Source organism: Priestia sp. FSL P4-0332 (assembly GCF_038005845.1).
Taxonomy (GTDB): Bacteria; Bacillota; Bacilli; order Bacillales; family Bacillaceae_H; genus Priestia.
The window spans coordinates 4,974,645-4,994,396 of sequence record NZ_JBBOUA010000001.1 but is presented as its reverse complement, the minus strand read 5'-3'; the positions used below and the strand labels follow the sequence as shown (position 1 = coordinate 4,994,396).

19 protein-coding genes are annotated in these 19,752 nt (G+C 37.8%); 14 read left to right on the top strand and 5 right to left on the bottom strand.

What is annotated here, in order from left to right:
* The first annotated feature begins 17 nt into the window (after positions 1 to 17).
* From MKY06_RS26205 to fabZ, 13 genes are all read left to right on the top strand, one after another.
* A complete protein-coding gene (locus MKY06_RS26205; protein ID WP_013059800.1) occupies positions 18 to 875 on the top strand; it encodes a F0F1 ATP synthase subunit gamma in 858 nt (285 codons plus the stop codon).
* Between the two features lie 36 nt (positions 876 to 911).
* Positions 912 to 2,333, top strand: coding sequence for a F0F1 ATP synthase subunit beta (gene atpD / locus MKY06_RS26200; protein WP_013059799.1), 1,422 nt, complete (start codon positions 912 to 914; stop codon positions 2,331 to 2,333).
* Between the two features lie 26 nt (positions 2,334 to 2,359).
* Complete coding sequence (locus MKY06_RS26195) at positions 2,360 to 2,764, top strand: F0F1 ATP synthase subunit epsilon (RefSeq protein ID WP_013059798.1); 405 nt, start codon at positions 2,360 to 2,362, stop codon at positions 2,762 to 2,764.
* A 274-nt stretch (positions 2,765 to 3,038) separates the two neighbouring features.
* Entirely contained in the window at positions 3,039 to 3,275 is a 237-nt protein-coding gene (locus MKY06_RS26190; RefSeq protein WP_013059797.1) for a DUF1146 family protein, read from the top strand.
* Positions 3,276 to 3,435: 160 nt separating this feature from the next.
* Positions 3,436 to 4,176 carry a YwmB family TATA-box binding protein gene (locus tag MKY06_RS26185; protein ID WP_013059796.1) on the top strand — a complete coding sequence of 247 codons (741 nt, stop codon included), beginning with the start codon at positions 3,436 to 3,438 and terminating at the stop codon, positions 4,174 to 4,176.
* A 31-nt stretch (positions 4,177 to 4,207) separates the two neighbouring features.
* Positions 4,208 to 5,512, top strand: a complete 1,305-nt coding sequence (gene murA, locus MKY06_RS26180; RefSeq protein ID WP_013059795.1) for a UDP-N-acetylglucosamine 1-carboxyvinyltransferase — start codon at positions 4,208 to 4,210, stop codon at positions 5,510 to 5,512.
* A gap of 162 nt (positions 5,513 to 5,674) precedes the next feature.
* A complete protein-coding gene (gene spoIID / locus MKY06_RS26175; RefSeq protein WP_013059794.1) occupies positions 5,675 to 6,697 on the top strand; it encodes a stage II sporulation protein D in 1,023 nt (340 codons plus the stop codon).
* 162 nt (positions 6,698 to 6,859) lie between these two features.
* Positions 6,860 to 7,690 (top strand): M23 family metallopeptidase, encoded by an 831-nt coding sequence (locus MKY06_RS26170; RefSeq protein WP_028409695.1) that lies wholly within the window; start codon positions 6,860 to 6,862, stop codon positions 7,688 to 7,690.
* Between the two features lie 275 nt (positions 7,691 to 7,965).
* Positions 7,966 to 8,229, top strand: coding sequence for a sporulation transcriptional regulator SpoIIID (gene spoIIID / locus MKY06_RS26165; RefSeq protein ID WP_013059792.1), 264 nt, complete (start codon positions 7,966 to 7,968; stop codon positions 8,227 to 8,229).
* Between the two features lie 186 nt (positions 8,230 to 8,415).
* Positions 8,416 to 9,417: a rod shape-determining protein gene (locus tag MKY06_RS26160; protein WP_013059791.1), complete on the top strand. Its 1,002-nt coding sequence runs from the start codon at positions 8,416 to 8,418 to the stop codon at positions 9,415 to 9,417.
* 114 nt (positions 9,418 to 9,531) lie between these two features.
* Positions 9,532 to 10,356, top strand: coding sequence for a flagellar hook-basal body protein (locus tag MKY06_RS26155; RefSeq protein WP_029319385.1), 825 nt, complete (start codon positions 9,532 to 9,534; stop codon positions 10,354 to 10,356).
* Between the two features lie 23 nt (positions 10,357 to 10,379).
* Positions 10,380 to 11,201 (top strand): flagellar hook-basal body protein, encoded by an 822-nt coding sequence (locus MKY06_RS26150; RefSeq protein WP_098277600.1) that lies wholly within the window; start codon positions 10,380 to 10,382, stop codon positions 11,199 to 11,201.
* Positions 11,202 to 11,284: 83 nt separating this feature from the next.
* Entirely contained in the window at positions 11,285 to 11,719 is a 435-nt protein-coding gene (gene fabZ / locus MKY06_RS26145) for a 3-hydroxyacyl-ACP dehydratase FabZ (protein ID WP_013059788.1), read from the top strand.
* Between the two features lie 28 nt (positions 11,720 to 11,747).
* Here fabZ and MKY06_RS26140 read toward each other — a convergent pair whose 3' ends face one another.
* Positions 11,748 to 12,170 carry a helix-turn-helix domain-containing protein gene (locus MKY06_RS26140; RefSeq protein ID WP_013059787.1) on the bottom strand — a complete coding sequence of 141 codons (423 nt, stop codon included), beginning with the start codon at positions 12,168 to 12,170 and terminating at the stop codon, positions 11,748 to 11,750.
* Between the two features lie 523 nt (positions 12,171 to 12,693).
* Positions 12,694 to 13,131 carry a YwpF-like family protein gene (locus MKY06_RS26135; protein ID WP_014457773.1) on the bottom strand — a complete coding sequence of 146 codons (438 nt, stop codon included), beginning with the start codon at positions 13,129 to 13,131 and terminating at the stop codon, positions 12,694 to 12,696.
* Between the two features lie 96 nt (positions 13,132 to 13,227).
* Here MKY06_RS26135 and ssb point away from each other — a divergent pair, with 96 nt between their 5' ends.
* Positions 13,228 to 13,590, top strand: a complete 363-nt coding sequence (ssb, locus tag MKY06_RS26130; protein ID WP_016765913.1) for a single-stranded DNA-binding protein — start codon at positions 13,228 to 13,230, stop codon at positions 13,588 to 13,590.
* Positions 13,591 to 14,127: 537 nt separating this feature from the next.
* On the opposite strand, the gene MKY06_RS26125 is transcribed toward ssb, so the two are convergent.
* The 3 genes from MKY06_RS26125 to MKY06_RS26115 form a co-directional block, all read right to left on the bottom strand.
* Complete coding sequence (locus MKY06_RS26125) at positions 14,128 to 15,174, bottom strand: C40 family peptidase (RefSeq protein WP_063670706.1); 1,047 nt, start codon at positions 15,172 to 15,174, stop codon at positions 14,128 to 14,130.
* Positions 15,175 to 15,471: 297 nt separating this feature from the next.
* Positions 15,472 to 18,102 (bottom strand): DEAD/DEAH box helicase, encoded by a 2,631-nt coding sequence (locus MKY06_RS26120; protein WP_064472198.1) that lies wholly within the window; start codon positions 18,100 to 18,102, stop codon positions 15,472 to 15,474.
* Complete coding sequence (locus MKY06_RS26115) at positions 18,095 to 19,657, bottom strand: replication initiation protein (protein ID WP_098277599.1); 1,563 nt, start codon at positions 19,655 to 19,657, stop codon at positions 18,095 to 18,097. Before MKY06_RS26115 ends, MKY06_RS26120 begins: the two co-directional genes overlap by 8 nt.
* Between the last annotated feature and the right edge of the window lie 95 nt (positions 19,658 to 19,752).

Here is a 19,752-nt window from a genome sequence, read left to right as displayed (position 1 = left end):
ACAAGGTGGTGAAACCTTTGGCATCATTACGTGATATACAAACTCGAATCACATCGACGAAAAAAACGAGCCAGATTACGAAAGCAATGGAAATGGTTTCAGCTGCAAAGCTGAATAGAGCGGAACAAAATGCAAAATCGTTTGTTCCATATATGGAAAAAATTCAAGAGGTAGTCTCAAGCGTAGCCCTTGGCAGCAGAGGCGCTTCACATCCAATGTTAACTGCGCGCAGCGTGAAGAAGACTGGTTATATCGTAATCACTTCAGATCGCGGTCTAGCAGGAGCATATAACAGTAATATTTTGCGAAAAGTATCTCAAGCTATTGAAGAACGCCATCAATCACCTGATGAATATGGTGTGATTGCAATTGGACGAGTAGGGAGAGATTTCTTCGTAAAACGCGGTATTCCGGTTTTGCTTGAAATCACAGGCTTAGCAGATCAGCCAGCTTTTGCTGACATTCAAGGAATCGCTTCACAAACAGTTCAAATGTTTGCGGACGGTACGTTTGATGAACTTTACTTATACTACAATCACTTTATCAATACGATTTCACAAGAAGTGACGGAGAAGAAGCTATTGCCTCTAACAGATCTTCAACCTTCTGGTAAACTTGTTGGTTATGAATTTGAACCATCACAAGAAGAGATTTTAGAAGTATTACTTCCTCAGTATGCAGAGAGTTTAATTTACGGCGGCCTGCTTGATGGAAAAGCAAGTGAGCATGCTGCTCGTATGACAGCGATGAAAAGTGCAACAGACAACGCAAAAGATCTTATCAATAATCTTACATTGTCATATAACCGTGCACGTCAAGCGGCAATTACCCAGGAAATTACGGAAATTGTTGGCGGAGCGGCAGCGTTAGAATAGAAAGTTTAATGGAAAAGCAAGTTAGGAGGGAACACGATGACAAAAGGACGCGTTACTCAAATCATGGGTCCAGTTGTAGACGTAAAGTTTGACAACGGACACCTTCCGGCAATTTATAACGCCCTTAAAATTTCACATAAACCGAGCAGTGCAAGTGAAGTTGCAATCGAATTAACATTAGAAGTTGCGATTCACTTAGGTGATAACACAGTTCGTACAGTAGCAATGTCATCCACTGACGGCTTAGTTCGTGGATTAGAAGTAGAAGATACAGGTGCAGCAATCTCAGTACCAGTTGGTGACGTTACGTTAGGTCGTGTATTCAACGTATTAGGTGAAAAAATCGACTTAGACGCCCCAATCGATGCAGGTGCACGTCGTGATCCAATCCACCGTCAAGCACCAAAGTTCGAAAATCTATCTACACAAGCTGAAATTCTTGAAACAGGTATTAAAGTAGTAGACTTATTAGCTCCTTACATTAAAGGTGGAAAAATCGGTCTATTCGGTGGTGCCGGTGTAGGTAAAACAGTATTAATTCAAGAGTTAATCAATAACATTGCTCAAGAGCACGGCGGTATTTCGGTATTCGCTGGTGTAGGTGAGCGTACGCGTGAAGGTAATGACTTATACCATGAAATGACAGATTCCGGTGTTATTAAGAAGACGGCTATGGTATTTGGACAAATGAATGAGCCACCTGGTGCACGTCAACGTGTTGCATTAACAGGATTAACAATGGCAGAATACTTCCGTGACGAACAAGGTCAAGACGTATTATTCTTTATCGATAATATCTTCCGTTTCACACAAGCGGGTTCAGAAGTATCAGCATTACTTGGCCGTATGCCATCAGCAGTAGGTTATCAGCCAACATTAGCGACGGAAATGGGTCAGCTTCAAGAGCGTATCACGTCAACAAGCGTAGGTTCTGTAACATCGATTCAAGCGATTTACGTACCAGCCGATGACTATACGGATCCAGCTCCAGCGACAACATTTGCTCACTTAGATGCAACAACAAACTTAGAGCGTAAATTATCAGAGATGGGTATTTACCCTGCGGTAGATCCATTAGCATCTACATCTCGCGCTTTATCTCCTGAAATTGTTGGAGAAGAGCACTATGCAATTGCGCGTCAAGTTCAACAAACGTTACAGCGTTATAAAGAGTTACAAGATATCATTGCAATCCTAGGTATGGATGAGTTATCTGATGAAGATAAACTTGTTGTACAACGTGCTCGTCGCGTTCAATTCTTCTTGTCTCAAAACTTCCACGTAGCAGAACAATTTACAGGTCAAAAAGGTTCTTATGTTCCTGTAAAAGAAACTGTTAAAGGATTTAAAGAGATCTTGGAAGGTAAATACGATCATTTACCTGAAGATGCGTTCCGTTTAGTTGGTCGCATTGAAGAAGTTATTGAAAATGCGAAACGTATGGGAGTAGAAGTTTAATTTAAGGGACATAGGAGGTTTTTTAAATGAAGACAATCCATGTCAGTGTAGTGACTCCTGATGGCCCAGTTTACGAATCAGAAGTGGAAATGGTAAGTACCCGAGCACAGAGCGGTGAGCTTGGTATTTTACATGGCCATATTCCGATGGTTGCTCCTTTACAAATTGGAGCCGTCCGCTTGAAGAAAGCAAGCAGTACAGAACTTGTGGCTGTTAGCGGAGGATTTCTTGAAGTAAGACCTGACAAAGTAACAATTCTTGCACAGGCTGCTGAAACAGCTGAAGAGATTGACGTAGCTCGTGCAGAAGAAGCGAAAAAGCGCGCTGAAATGCGCCTTGATAGCAAACAAGATGACGTTGATGTTAAGCGTGCTGAAATTGCCTTGAAACGGGCAGTCAATCGTTTAGATATTAGTCAACGTAAGTTCTAAAAAAAGCCCTCTCAAACGAATGAGAGGGCTTTTTTGCTCTATTATGCGCAAGGGGAAGAGCAAATAGCATTGATCTATGATTATATATTCCATTTAACTAAGCGCATCCATCTTCTTTATTTTGCTCAATAATGGAAAAGGATCTTAAAATAGGGAATAAAATAAATGTTTTTCATGTTACCGTTTACGAATTTGCATAAGTGTGCTTTAATATGAAAAGAAGAGACGATGATCGTCTCTTCTTTTCATATGGTGTTTAAAAGGAGTGCTTTTATTGTTTGGAGGAATTGAACAGCAAACGTTACTAACCATGATTTCACATTTGATTTTTATTGTGATTACTTGGTATGCTTTGCAGGGCTTTCAAATTGAAAAGCTGATGAAACCTAATCATGTGTTTCAAGCAAAATTAATGCTTATTTTATTGACCATTACGATTTCATCAACAGTAAGTAATTTCTTTTTGGATTATTTATTTTGGTCACAGCGCATTCCCTCATTTTTTCAATGATTGGCAAGCTATGAGTCTATGATAAAATAGACGTTCATTCATTGAAGATATACGAATTTATACGCTAATGTATGTCGCTATGTCTAAATATGACGACCCTTTTCATGTATGTATCATCGCCTTCTGGAAAGACTGATGAGTACGGAGAGGGAGTGGCGAAATGTTTAAAAAAATTAGTGTCTTTTTGGCTATTTTCATTACTGGCTTATTCGTATATCATGGAAGTTATGTGAGCAATGCCCAAAACAATGAAACTACTATTGAGAAGATTGTTCACACCTTAAATAAGCAGCATGTTTCGTTAACTGAAGTATCGTTGTATGCAAGAGAAGAAGTAAAAGCTGTTACTGACCAAAAAACCTTTTATTCGCAAGCTAAAAGTATTAAAAGTAATTTTAGAGGTTTTAAATGGGAAGTGAAGAGGGAAAGAGACCTATGGAAAGCAATAGGTACACGCAAAAGTGAAGATGTGAACGAAGTCATTCTGTTAACTTATGCGATCGATGAACACAGCAATGCGTACATATCGTATCATGTAACGGGACAAGGTTTAAAAGAAAAAAATATGACCCATTTTCAAAATGTATTTCAGACAAATTATGAAAAAATTTTCCTATCAGAACCCATAATTTTCTCTTGTGCAACGGGGGAAATCAATGATAAGATGGAAAGTGTTTTGTCTGTTGAAATTCAAGACCTATTACGAGCTTTCAATGCTAAACCAGTGGAATCTCTAGTGGAAGAGTCATTTACCTCTGTTTCAGCATATACTGGACTGTGGAAAGAAGCTCTTCAAACGAAAAAGCAGGAAATGAACTTACAAATTGCATTACGCAAGACAAGAATGGGCGGTCAAACAACCATAGTTGTTGGCACACCTATCATTACGTCTGAATATTAATATAGAGAAAATGGACGCGGAGGGGAATACCTTGGAAAAAATCATCGTCCGCGGTGGAAATAGATTAAGCGGTACAGTTAAAGTTGAAGGAGCAAAAAACGCCGTTTTACCTATTATCACTGCAACCTTATTAGCTAGTGAAGGAAAAACAATTCTAAATGATGTACCAGCTCTCTCCGATGTATTTACGATTGGCGAAGTTTTAAGACATCTGAATGCAGAAGTAGATTTTGAAACAAATCGTGTAGTTGTAGATGCATCAAGAGAGTTAAAAACAGATGCACCTTTTGAATATGTAAGAAAAATGCGCGCTTCAGTACTTGTAATGGGTCCTTTATTGGCGCGTACAGGTGAGGCTCGTGTAGCTTTACCTGGCGGATGTGCGATTGGATCAAGACCGATTGATCAGCATCTTAAAGGCTTTGAAGCAATGGGTGCTAAAGTTCAAGTAGGAAATGGTTTTATTGATGCAAAAGTTGAAGGAAGACTAAAAGGTGCTAAAATTTATTTAGACTTCCCAAGTGTAGGTGCCACAGAAAATATTATGATGGCAGCAGCATTAGCGGAAGGCACTACAATTATGGAAAACGTAGCAAAAGAACCTGAGATTGTCGACTTAGCAAACTTCTTAAACGCAATGGGCGCTAAAGTTCGCGGTGCAGGAACTGGTACGATCCGTATTGAAGGTGTTAATAAATTATATGGTGCAGAACATGCAATTATTCCAGATCGTATCGAAGCTGGAACATTCATGGTAGCAGCAGCTATTACAGGTGGAAACGTACTTGTACGCGGTGCAGTAGCAGAGCACATCAGTTCACTTGTTGCTAAAATGGAAGAAATGGGTGTTGAAATTACTGAAGAAGGCGACGGCTTACGTGTTGTAGGACCTGAAAAGCTAAAATCAGTAGATATTAAAACAATGCCTCATCCAGGGTTCCCTACGGATATGCAATCTCAAATGATGGCATTATTATTAGCAGCAGAAGGCACAAGTATGATTACAGAAACAGTTTTTGAAAACCGCTTTATGCACGTAGAAGAGTTTCGCCGCATGAACGCTGATATTAAAATTGAAGGGCGCTCTGTTATTATTAACGGACCTTCTCAACTACAAGGCGCTGAAGTAGCAGCAACAGATCTTCGTGCAGCAGCAGCGTTAACATTAGCAGGACTTGTAGCAGACGGCTATACGCGTGTAACGGAATTAAAACACCTTGATCGTGGTTATGTAAATTTCCACAATAAATTAGCCGCTTTAGGCGCTGATATTGAACGTGTAAATGACGAAACAAAGCAAGTAGAACAAACTCAACAGGCTTCAGACGTCAAATAAATATGTCATAAAAAAAGCATCTCATAGCGAGATGCTTTTTTTGTCGTTGGACGACCCTTATGGCCGGTTTGCTGTCATAAAAGGTTGTCCACCTCCATACATATGGAATATAGGGATATAGGTGTTCCTTGTCAAAATAATAGATATGGAGGCTAGGCGTTCATGAAACAAGCAAAGCCAATCGTCGTACTAGGAGTCATCTTTTTTTTCGTTGTGTTACTCATCCCAACACTTCTCGTTGTTCCTTTTACTGAAAAGACAGATGGAAAGCTACATGAAAATGTCAAACAGACCCCAAAAACCGAAAAACTACAAAAAGTGACAGCGTCTCCTCTTGACGTCAGTGTTTATCGTACGGAAACGAAAAAAGTAGAAAAACTGCCGCTTGAAGACTATCTTGTAGGGGTAGTAGCAGCTGAAATGCCTGCTACTTTTGAGCTTGAAGCACTTAAGGCTCAAAGTTTGGCAGCCAGAACCTATATTGTGCAAACTATGATGAATGGAAATAGTCATCTTCCCCAAGGAGCGGATGTGACTGATACCGTAGAGTACCAAGTATATTTAAATAAAGATGAGCTAAGAAGCAGATGGAACAAAGACTATGATTGGAAAATCAAAAAAATTCAAGAAGCAGTGAAGGACACCCAAGGTCAAATTCTTACGTATAAAAATAAGCCAATTAATGCTACGTTCTTTTCTACGAGCAATGGTTACACTGAAAATTCAGAAGCGTATTGGAAGAATTCCATTCCTTATCTAAAAAGTGTAGCTAGTCCATGGGATAAAAAGTCCCCTGAATTTACAAATCAGAAAGTAATGTCTGTTGCTAGCTTTGAACAGAGGCTTGGAGTGAAATTAACAAACAGTGGATCAGTAGGTGAAATCGTCTCTAGAACGCCGGGGCAGCGCGTAGATTACGTAAAGATAAACGGTAAAGAACTGTCGGGAAAAGATGTTCGGGAAAAACTGGGTTTATCGTCAGCCGACTTTCATTGGACAAAAAAAGGTAATGAAATTATCATCAACACAAAAGGATATGGACATGGTATTGGGATGAGTCAGTACGGAGCAAATGGTATGGCACTGGAAGGAAAAACGTATAAAGATATTGTTACTCATTATTATACAGGTGTTGCGATTACCCCTAACGATCAGTTTGTTGCACAATTGACAGCTAAACGCTAATTCAAAGACCCTTATAGCAGGGTCTTTTTTTATGGTTTTCACTTTTTTTAAATAAAATGTATATTTTAGATTCATCTGTTGAAAAATAATCGAAAAAAATTTTTTATCGCTGTGTATATATTCATTCAATTGTGTTCAGACTGATTGCTGAGGTGATGATATATGAGAGAGGAAGAAAAGAAACGTACTTCTCCAAAATCGAAAGTTCAAAAATTAGTTAGAAAGCGTTGGGTGTTCCCGGCTATCTATTTAGCGAGTGCAGCAATTATTCTTACAGCAGTCCTTTGGTTTCAAGCTAATGGAAACGATATTAGCAAAGAAGACAAAAGCGGCTATAGCCAAGACGGTACGGCTTATCGAGACGACGCTGTAGAGGTAAATGCTTCGCTTGAAAATTTAAAAATGCCAGTTGCTAGTGAAGCATCAGCTATCGTGAAAAAGCCTTTCTACGACGATCAAGCATCTGAAAAACAGCAAGAAGAAGCACTAGTTTTCTACAACAATACGTATCATCCAAATACAGGTGTTGACTTAGCTGTTAAGGGAGATAAATCATTTGATGTTGTAGCAGCAGCTAGCGGTACAGTAACAAAAGCAACAAAAGATCCTTTACTAGGTTATGTAGTAGAAATTGATCATAAAGATGGTTTAGTCACACAGTATCAATCTCTTGAGAAAGCTGATGTAGAAGTAGGAGATATTGTTAAACAAGGCCAAACGATCGCAAAAGCTGGAAAAAGCTTATATAATCAAGAAGCAAAAACACATGTGCATTTTGAAGTTCGTAAAGATGGTGTAGCAATTAATCCAAGCAGTTATTTTGGAAAATCTGTTAGTTCTATCAAAGAAGTCAAAGCAGCTGAAGTGACAGAACCAAAAGACGACTCTTCTTCTGAAGAATCAAAGGATAGCGAAAAATCATCTGATGAAAAGACTAAAGAAGATAAAGATTCAAAACAACCTTCAACAGATACGTCTAAACCAAATGCATAAGGCAAGACCATAAATATGAAAAGAAGCTGGATAAAATCGAGCTTCTTTTTTTATGAATTTTTCTAAAATGAGATGCATTATGTTAAAAAAGTAAATAAAAAACACTAAATTTTCAAAAAAATATAAGAAATCACTTGTCCTTACTGACTTTTCTAGCATATATCTGCACACAAGCTAATAAACTGTTACAAACCTATAAAGAGAATGTTAGAAAAGGGATAATATATACATTCCCTTGGATACTTCTCATATCCAATTTGGGGAGGGCGAGTAGTGTGCACGATTACATCAAAGAGAGAACTATCAAGATTGGAAAGTATATTGTAGAAACAAAGAAAACAGTTCGTGTAATTGCGAAAGAATTTGGCGTTTCGAAAAGTACTGTCCATAAAGATTTAACAGAGCGTCTACCAGAAATAAATCCTGAGTTAGCAAATGAAGTAAAAGAAATTCTTGATTATCATAAATCTATTCGGCATTTGCGTGGAGGAGAAGCAACAAAATTAAAGTACAAAAAGGAAGAAGAAACTGTAAAATGAAAAAATGCCCAATATTGCCTTTTTTATAGAGGTAGTATAGGGCATTTTATTTTTTGGATAAAATAGGTATATAATAAATATTTTTGCTAATAACAACATACATATACAAATTGTGATAAAATAGTAAATTAGGAAAAAAGAATGGTTATCATGCAAAGATATGTAAATAGAAGGAGGATTTAAGGTATGTTAGCAAAAGACATTGGTATCGATTTAGGTACAGCTAACGTCTTAATTCACGTTAAAGGCAAAGGAATTGTGTTAAATGAACCGTCTGTTGTGGCGATTGATAAAAATACAAATAGAGTGCTAGCAGTAGGGGAAGAAGCGAGACGTATGGTAGGAAGAACGCCCAGTAATATTATTGCCATTCGTCCCTTAAAAGATGGTGTTATCGCTGACTTCGAAATTACAGAGTCTATGCTCAAACACTTTATTAACAAATTAAATGTAAAAGGTTTTTTATCCAAGCCGCGCATTTTAATTTGTTGTCCAACAAATATTACTTCTGTTGAACAAAAAGCAATTCGCGAAGCTGCTGAAAAGAGCGGTGGAAAAACTATTTATTTGGAAGAAGAACCAAAAGTCGCGGCTATTGGCGCTGGAATGGATATCTTTCAGCCGAGCGGAAATATGGTCGTAGATATTGGTGGAGGTACAACCGATGTGGCCGTCCTTTCAATGGGCGATATCGTAACAGCAGCTTCTATTAAGATGGCTGGTGATCGTTTTGATGCCGAAATTTTGCAGTACATTAAGCAAAAATATAAGCTCTTAATCGGAGAGCGTACAGCAGAAGAAATTAAAGTGAAAATTGGTACGGTGTTTCCTAAAGCTCGTAATGAAGAGTTGGACATTCGAGGGCGAGACATGGTTTCAGGCCTACCTCGTACGGTTACTGTTTATTCTGAAGAAGTAGAGGAGGCACTTAGAGAGTCTGTCAGCGTCATTGTACAAGCTTCGAAAAGTGTATTAGAGCGTACACCTCCCGAACTTTCTGCCGATATTATAGACAGAGGCGTTATTTTAACTGGCGGTGGAGCATTGCTTCACGGTATGGATCAGCTGTTAGCGGAAGAATTAAAGGTGCCTGTGCTAATTGCAGAAAATCCAATGGGTTGTGTAGCTGTTGGAACAGGTATTATGCTCGATAATATTGATAAACTATCTCGTCGCAATATTGTTTAAATAAATGAAGACTCCTCTATTGGCTCGTTTCATACAGAGGAGTCTCTTCTTTTATCTATTATACTCTGTGAGCTGGCTATAACGAACAACGTTTATTTGTAAGGAGGATGAAGTATGTTTAAAGGGTTTTACACGGCAGCAGCGGGTATGCTGTCTCAACAGCGTCAAACTGACTTATTAACGAATAACATAGCAAATGCTAATACGCCAGGATTTAAAGCAGATCAAGGTACGTTAAAGGCATTTCCTGATATGTTGCTGCAGCGAATGGAATCTGAAGATTTACCTACTGACCGTAGCATCTCTGTTCAGAACAAAAAAGACATAGGTGCGATTAATACGGGCGTGTATATGCAAGAAACAGTTCCAAATTTTACACAAGGTGACCTTCAGCAAACGTCTCAATCAACTGATATTGCATTGATGGAGCAAAATATGCCTACAAAAGAGGGCGGACTATTTTTTGTGGTACAAAGCCCTGATAATACGCCTCAATACACAAGAAACAGTAATTTTACATTAGATCAGGAAGGGTTTTTAACTACGTCTACCGGAGCTTATGTATTAAATACAAATAATCAACCAATTCAACTAAAAAGTGAAAACTTTACAGTTGATTCACAAGGTAACGTAACGGAAAATAATCAGCAGGTTGCACAAATCGATATTGCTTATGCTAGTGACTTACAAACGATTAAAAAGGCAGGGAATGGATTGTATGAAACGCTGAACAATCAGCCCTTGCCTTCAGCAAGGAATAATCCAGGCATTTCTTATCAGTTAAAGCAAGGATTTGTTGAACGTTCCAATGTAGATGCTGCTCAAAGTATGACTGATTTACTAACGGCTTACAGAGCTTTTGAGGCAAATCAAAAAATAATGCAAGCTTACGATAGAAGCATGGATAAAGCGGCAAATGAAATTGGGCGTGTGCGCTAAAAGCAACGGGGGAGATGAGAAGGATGAACCGTACAATGATAACAGCGGCCAATACGATGGGACAGCTGCAGCAGCAGCTTGATGTCATTGGTCATAATCTATCTAATACAAATACGCCAGGATATAAAGCGAGAGATGCTTCATTTAATGATATGCTGTATCAACAAGTAAACAATCAAGAAGATAAGGGAACAGAAAAGCGGCTTACGCCAGCCGGAATTCGGCAAGGCACAGGCGCTTATTTAGATCAAACGAGCTTGAATATGACGCAGGGTGCTTTTCAGAATACAGATAAACTATTAGATGTAGCTGCCTCAAATCCAAACGTTTATTTTCAAGTTGCCGTAAACGATTCCCAACAGCCTGTACAGTATACGCGAGATGGTTCTTTTCATCTTAGCCCTGAAGGCCCGAACGATGTTAAATTAGTAAACGGTTCTGGTCAGGATGTGCTGGGGGAAAATGGTCAAGCTATTATTTTCAATAACGCGTTCAAAGATATACAAATTGATGGAAGTGGAACGATAACGGTTACTACGAATACGGGCGTTGACCAGTTTACACTTGGGTTAACAAATGTCCAAAAGCCGCAGGTGCTAGAAGCTAAAGGAGAAAATCTATTTGCCTTTCGAGCAGGGATGAACCAACCGAATATGTTTACAGATTTGACTGGAAAAGCTCGAGAAACAGCAGGCGTAGAGCAAGGGAAATTGGAACAATCAAATGTAGATTTGAGTAAAGAACTTACTGATATGTCCATTGCTCAACGTGCGTATCAATTTAATTCCCGCTCTATTTCAATTGCAGATCAAATGATGGGCTTGGTTAATGGAATCAGAGCCTAAGCCAGTAGTTGCTTCTCAATTGAGCATTCTGTATATTGATAATAGTATCGTATGTTACATGCGGTTTGAAAGGAGACTTATTTATGCTTGATATTGAACAAATTAAAGAAATTATTCCACATCGATATCCATTTTTATTGGTCGATCGCATTTTAGAAGTGGAAGAGGGAAAAAAAGCAGTTGGTTTAAAAAACGTATCTGCCAATGAAGAATTTTTTAACGGGCATTTCCCTGACTATCCTGTGATGCCAGGGGTTTTAATTGTAGAAGCTTTGGCTCAGGTAGGAGCAGTAGCTATGCTAAAAAAAGAAGAAAATCAAGGACGTTTAGCATTTTTTGCAGGCATTGACAACTGCCGTTTTAAAAAGCAAGTAAGACCTGGTGATCAACTGCGTTTAGAGGTTGAAATTGTACGTGCGCGTGGATCTATTGGCAAAGGAAAAGGTATCGCAACTGTAGATGGAGAGTTAGTCTGCGAAACAGATATTATGTTTGCTTTAGGCGATAAAAAAGAATAGTACATAAGAGCTGCTGATGCAGCTTTTTTTATTGACGCTGCAAAGCAGAAAAAAGTTTCTTTAATAAAGGTATAATATCCATTAGCAACTCTTTTTGAAGTGTTGGTGACAGAGATGAAAATTGTAAGAGCACATGTTTCAATAAGGGCTGTTTATCTATGAGGGTTAAAATGGTCTCGTCGTGTGAATCCGATTCACATTTTCTTGTTAAGTAAAGAAGTTGGAAGTCATGTAAATGATCTTGTTTATAAGAGGAAGGCTCAATAAGTTGGTCCAGCGTAATTTGAAAACAATTACATAGAGATAGAAAATCAAAAATGGAAGGCGTTTGTTTCGAACATTCCCATTTTGAAATAGTTGTACGAGAAACATTCAACTGATTTGCTAATTCTTCTTGTGAAAATCCTCCTTTTAGTCTGAAATGTTTAATTCTTTCTCCAAAATCCTTCATATGCATCACCTGATTTCGTAAAGATAAGTATATGTCTTATTGTTCGAATGTAGTTCATGTTCTTTGTAACATGCTGAATTCGCACAATATGAAACATATACACTTTACCTTCTGCAATAAAGGGAATAAAACCTGTTTTTATTTCTTTTTTTTCTCTAAAAAGATTCATTTTTCTGCATGGATATAAAAAAAAGAACAAAAATAGAGGTTTTTATAGTAAAAAAATCCTATTTTTTGTTCGGTATATTGAAAAAAATGGTTGAATAACGGGGAAAAATGCATTAATATACGAATTACAAAGAAAAAGGAGTGAAAAAATGACAAATTTTTATTTGAAAAGGCAAGGCGCTCGCATAAGAGATAATCGCTTCAAACGCTCTAGTTGTGCTCATTTATTTTTAGGAAAAAAAGAAAGGTACCTCTCCAGTGAGTTCTCTTTTCTTTACCCTTCTCATGGACCAACGAAAAAGACCGCAAACAATAATCCTCTCTTTTAAATCCAGACACCTTGAGATGACTTGACTTATTTTTTAGATGTACTTTTTATCGGTCTGTTTCGAAGCTGCAGTTTGAACTGTTGAAGTAAATCTTGACCTGATAACCCTTGGTTAATTAAATCCTCTAAGAGCATTTCAGCATAATGAAGTCTCCGTTCTTTTAAAACACCTTTCATCAACAAACTAATACGATTTTCACCAATTGAAGTAATGGAAGCCACGGTAGCTATAAAGGTAGCCGGATCATTTGTTTCTTTCGTAATTTTAGCTTCTACCGTCATTTTTTGTTTATCTTTCAACAAAACATGAAATTCATCGTACCATTTCTTATCGATAACTGCTTCTAAAATCCAGTTATTTTCGCCGTCTTCTTTATTAATAATAAGGCCATTAGTTAGTGAGACAGACTGACGCTTTTCTTGATCATCAACCAATTGAAATGACACAAGTTTAAATGTTTTCATTGATGTTTCCTCCTTTACGTAAATAGTAGGTTATCCATATTATAACATGAATGAGCTTAAAGATTCCCATTATTCAATCAGTTGGAGTGGTAGACTATGATTAACCATATTGTTCTTGTAGGAAGACTGACAAAAAAACCTGAGCTTCGATATACCCATGAAGGGATTGCAGTATCTACTATTACTTTAGCAATTAATCGAACGTTTCGAAATGTTGAAGGTGAATATGATGCTGATTTTGTCAACATTACTCTGTGGAGAAAAAATGCAGAAAATACGGCTGCTTACTGTGATAAAGGAGCGGTTGTAGGTGTGGTAGGGCGTGTACAAACGCGCACATTTGAAAATAATCTTCAGCAACGAGTATATATGACCGACGTTGTGGCTGATGCTGTTAAGTTTTTAAGTGGAAAGCCATCCGGTTTTTCTTCATTTGATTCAAATCAACAAGAAGAATAAAGTTATCTAGTATGAAAGGGGGTGATTAGTTCAGCTAAGGTTTTAATTCCTCTTATCTATCATAATAGAAGATAGATCCTTTTTAAGAGCAAGGCTCTTTCTATGTTCTCAAGAGAGAAAACTAAAGTATTCACTACCCCCGAACTATTCCTCTATTTCAGCCGTTAAATCATTTAACGGTTTTTTTGCTGTATATAAGAGGTTGAGACATAACTGAATTAATGCAATCTAAAGACAAACAAATGGGGTGAGCTAGTATGGATCACTTGTTACACCACTGTTGATTTCCGTGCAAGGATTCGCTTTCCGCGGACGGCCTATGAGCCTCCTCTTCACTTGCGCGCGGTCTCATCTATTCTGCTTTTCCCGCAGGAGTCTTCGCTTTGCCCTCCGCTCAACAGCTAGAAGAACCTACATATATGAAACCTACGTCCACCCTACCAATGAAAAAATCCGAACGAGTTTGATTCTCCATCAAGAATCAAACTCGTTCGGATCTTCCTCCAACTAAAATACTTTTGTTTCAGCTTCTATCAATTATTTAGAAAATCTTTTTGCCCCTAAGTAGCGCTTGCTCCAGTAGCTGTTATCTAAGCTTGCGATGGTTACACCCGTAGAAGATCCAGCATGAATAAATTGACGATTACCGAGGTAAATGCCCATATGTGTAGGACCGCTAGAATATGTATTAAAAAACACTAAGTCTCCAGGCTGTGGATTACTGACAGGTGTTGATACACTCCAATAACCAGCTGTCGTATAGCGCGTTGTAGAAATTTGTTGTTTCATTACGTAATAAATGAATCCGCTGCAGTCAAAACCAGAAGGAGTTGTGCCACCCCATTTGTAAGGAACACCTATATAACGTTTTGCATCTGAAATCATTTGCGATACATTTAATGTTCCGTTAGAAGTTGAAGGTGTGGATGTACTTGGTTTTGTTGTTGGCGTAGTTGTTTGGCTGCTTTTTGATACCTTTAATTGTTGATTTACATAAATCGTATTAGACGTTAATCCGTTTATTTGTTTTAGCTCACTGACGCTCATGTGAAATGTCGAAGCTATTTTAGATAGGCTATCTCCACGCTGAACTTTGTAAGTTCCGTTTGCATCCTTAGAAGGAGTTTCTGCTGGTTTACTCGTAGTTGGAGTCGATGCGCTATTGCTTCCATTTACTTTTAACGTTTGGTTAATGTAAATAATGTTAGAAGAAAGAGCGTTCAAACGTTTTAATTCTTCTACGTTCATATTAAAACGAGTAGCAACTTTCCAAAGGGTATCGCCGCTTTGAACTTTATAGGTCGAACCAGTAGCAGGAGCTGAAGGCTTTTCTTCCTTATTAGATGGTTGAGAGGTTGAAGCGGAAGGAATAGATAACGTTTGTCCTATGTGAATTGTATTTGAAGATAACTTATTTACGCTTTTTAAAGCTTCTACCGTTGTATGGTATTTGGTAGATAATGACCAAAGTGTATCTCCAGCTTTCACTTGAACAGTTGAAGCAGATGCTTCAGCTGAAGCTTGATATAAGAATGTCCCGCCAACAATGGCGCCTAGAGATAAAGCGAGCTGCCTTTTTTTCATTAATAAATCCCCCTAATTATGTAAATGTTTCGTATTTATTTTTCCAATATGTCTATTAAATTACAAAAATATTATATGTATAAATATGCTGGAATTTAAAGAGAAAGTAAAGGGTCTTTTTCGCTATAAAAATACCTTTTTATACAAAAAACGCTATTTATTGCGCTTTTTGTATCTTTATCAGTAGCTGGAGAATGATTTGCACTTATTTTTTTGTGTCGAATGATCTAATAAAAAAAGAGGACAAGTAAAAAAGTCCTCTTTTTAGTAACGTTGTAACACATTTTATAATTTTTCTTATTCATTTCTGTATGCAAGAAGCTCTTGTAGTTCTTTATTAGAAAGTTCTGTTACCCATTGATCTCCTTGGATGAGTTCATTGTTTAGATGTTGTTTTTGATTCATCACTTCATCAATTTTTTCTTCAATCGTTCCTCTTGTAATAAACTTATGAACATGAACAAATTTATTCTGCCCAATTCGATGGGCGCGATCGGTTGCTTGGTTTTCAACGGCAGGGTTCCACCATCGGTCAAAATGAATAACGTGATTTGCAGCTGTTAAATTCAATCCAGTTCCACCTGCGCGAAGAGAAAGGATAAAGATGGCTTTTTTCCTTGCTTGAAATTGAGCAACCATCGCATCTCGTTGTTCTTTTGACAAACTTCCGTGAAGGAATAAAACCGGCTCGTTGATTTCTTTTTCTAAGGTTCTTTGCAGCATGAGTCCTGTTTCAATATACTGAGTAAAGATTAAACAGCTTTCTTGCTGTGTGCGAATGCTCTCTACGAGTTCAATAATTTTTTCACTTTTATGAGATCGCCGTACCGTTTGTTTAGCTGCACTTTCCTTTAAGTACAAAGCTGGATGATTGCATAATAATTTTAGCTTATTTAGTGTTTGCAAAATCATGCCTTTTCGTTCAAATCCTGTTTTTTCCTCTGTTTCTTGAAGCATTCCTTGAACTAGCTCTTGGTAAAGTGAAGCTTGTTCCGCTGTCAGCGGGATATATTCTTTTTGTTCTTGTTTATCAGGCAGTGAGCGGGCGATGTTTTTATCTTGTTTTGTTCTTCTCAATAAGAAAGGCTGAATGAGTGCTTTAAGCTCAACAGTTCGTTCAGGTTTCTCGCCTTTTTCAATGCCTGCTACAAATCGGTTTTTAAATGAATTGATTGTTCCTAAGTAACCAGGATTGATGAATTCAAATAATGACCATAGTTCCAGCAGACGGTTTTCAATTGGAGTTCCAGTAAGCGCAATTTTGTGTCTTCCTTGCAACTGACGGATGGCTCTCGCCTGTTTAGTCTGCGGGTTTTTAACATGTTGTGCTTCGTCTAAGGAAATGCTGTTCCACATAAACCCTTTCAACAATTCGACATCCAAAAGAGCAACTTGATAAGTCGTGATCACAACGTCAGTACTTTCACATATCTTCTCAAATGCGTATCCGTTGGTTCTTTTCGGCCCGTAATGAACATGAACACGAAGAGAAGGGGCAAATTTCTGTAATTCTTTTTCCCAGTTTCCAATTAAAGAAGTTGGGCAAACGATAAGAGAAGGAGAGCTATGTAACTGATGAATATTTGTTAAATAACCAATTAATTGAATGGTTTTACCTAGCCCCATGTCATCTGCTAGACATCCTCCTAAGTTAAACTTTCTCAAAAACATGAGCCAATTCAAACCTTGCTGCTGATAAGGTCTTAATGCACCTTTAAATTCAGAGGGAGGCAGCACTTCCGGCAGCCGTTCTAAATCCGTTAAGGATGTAATAAATGATTGAAAGGAAGCGGGGAGTTGGAACTCAACTTTTACCTCTTCTTCATCGGTTTTACTGTCTGCCATGTAGGTTAGCTTCGTTTTTAAAATTTCATGAATTGAGACGCCTTTTTTACTAGCTTCTTTAACAATTTTCTGCGCTTGTTTAATTAATCTAGAATCCAGTTGAATCCACTGTCCGTTAATAGATAATAATCGGCGTTTTTGTTCGACTAATTTCCGAAACTCTTCTTCTGAGAAAGTTTGATCGCCAATAGAAAATGACCAGCGGAAGCTGCTGATAGCTTGCTTACCAAACAATGCAGATGAAGTATTTTCTATAGCGCCAGATACTTTGATGGTGGCTTTTTTTAATGATTCCCACCAGCTTGGCAAATGGATAGAGACACCTTGTTTAATCAATGCTGGACTATCTTGAGTTAGAAATTCCCATACTTCCTCATCTGTTAGGACAGACTGAATAAACGCGCCTTTTTGGTATAAAGTAGGAGCCAATGCTTTCCATCGTTCGTGTTCGTAAGCGATATATGATTCGTAGTGGTTCCACTCTTTAGGAAGCGTTCTTCCCAGTATAAAAGGTTCTTTGGCTTCATCGTGGGGAATCACGAATGTTTCAGCCGTCCATACATCTCCATCGGTCGTTGGCTCTACAATACGCAATGAAAGGTCAAAGGGAGGATTATAGCTCTCGCCTTCTATGCTTATTAAAAAGTCCTTTCCTTCTTTTTTTAACAGGCTCTCTTTAATTTGTGCTCGCCACTCTTGCTCATCAGCTTGTGAAAGCGATCCAGTCATTTGTTTTTTTAAAGGAAGAGAATGAAATTTCCCTTGGATAATCCTCTTTGTCATATCGACTGCAATTTGCTGATAAGCTTCCGCTGAAGCGGACAAAGCCGGTTTCAACACATGCTGTTGAATAGGTAGTTGTATGAAAGTGAACATTTGCCATGCAGAAAGAAGAATTCCTTTTTTTCCATTAATCTCAACCTGTGTAGCTTCGCTTCCGTAATAGGTCTGTTCATGCCATAGAAACAGCGCATCTTTCCATGTATCAGGGAGCAAAATTTGGCCGCTAGGTGATACACAGTAGAGAAAAAAGTCACCGTGTACAGGTTCGACTTCAAGTGTTAAATGAAACAAATCAAACATTCAGTAAATCTCCTTTTTCTAATAGTTGTTGAAACGCGCGCTGTTTCTTCGTTTTTATCGCTAATTCTTCCATATAATGTTCCCATAGTAGAGAGCGATTCATTTGTAGATAAAGTCTCTTTAATTCTTGTAAGTAGATATAGGCTTCTTGATAACTGCTTTTCTTTTTTTCATAAATCAGCTTTGAAATCATTTGATGATAAAGAGGAATAACCAGCTTTTCATCTTTTTGTTTTAAGGCTTCTATCGTTTGCTCGTCATATTTGATGCTGTCATATTGAAGAAGCACCTGTAATTCAACCCACTTTTTCAATTGGTCAGAAGCATATAGAAAATCACTGTATTCAATAAAACTATAGGGAAGTAATGTTTGTAATGCTTCAGTATACAAAGTTTGATCGTTCGTTAAGTCTTTATAGTGCTGAAATAAATTTACAATCATGGAGACCATGTTTCGGCTTCCTTGATAAGTAGTCGGAACGGTGCGTACGTAATCTCCTATATAGGCCATTATATAAGAGCCCCACTGAGCAAAGCGGTCAGTTTCTTTTTCGTGCAATAAATCATTTAACCAAGGAATAAGATAGGGAATCATTTGTAGTGTTTCATCGCTCAAACGTTCTTTTGCTTCGCCATCTTTTTCTTGAAGGAATAAAAGATAGGAAAGAGCTGTATTGTTTATAAAAGAAACGTGCTTGGCTTTTAATTCGCTTTCCTCAGTTTTTCGCCACTTTTCTAACGTGAAGACTTTTTGCCAAATAACGCGATAAATCTCAATACGTTCGTATTGTAAAGGCATATCTTTATGCAATAATTCTCGGATGTATGGAATGCTGTCCTCTATAATAGATAATGCATCTCCATCGTATTTCGTTTGCTTTAATGAATCAGCGGTAGCATAAATTTCATTTGTTATTTTGTAGACGTGACTATATACAAATGATTCCTCGATGTTAGTAGAAAGCTGATGTGCCTGTAATTGAGCTGATAGTTTATAGAATGTATGGACCGCTCCATACATACAAAATAAAGCATAAAGCAATGGGTGCTCAGGAGCCTTTTTCACTAAAGCACGGTAATAGTACTGATAATATTCGTGATAAATGGAACGGTCATTTTCGTTCCGCCCCTGCATAAAAAGCGTATACTGCTCCTCAAAAGTTTGTCTCCACTCTTGAAAAGTTGCCTTCGGCTTTTTTAACACTTGTTTGGCAGATAGCATAGTCAAAGCTGCTTTTTCATGATTTCGCCATTCTTTGAATAGGGGCGCAAGCGGTTCTATTAATGAATACATATAAAAAAACGCTGCAAAGCAGTGTTCACAAAATCCGTTATGCTGACAAGAACAGGTACTTTCAGGGAGCAGCTGCTTGTTTAGTTCAACATAAAACGAATCGATTTTAACGTTTAATATCTGTTCATCATTGTGCAAAATGAAGAATGAATGGGTACGGTAAAGGTCTAATCCTGCTTGGGCATTCGTACGATAGCTTGCATCACTGTACGGGAAATGATGTATAAATTGGTGCTGTAAGTGATCTGAAAACGAACTCATAATCCCATTCCTTTCTATACATAAATGGAGCATAAAATTATATTTATAAGTGATTAATTTTCTTTTCATTATAAATGATAAAAATAGAATTATAC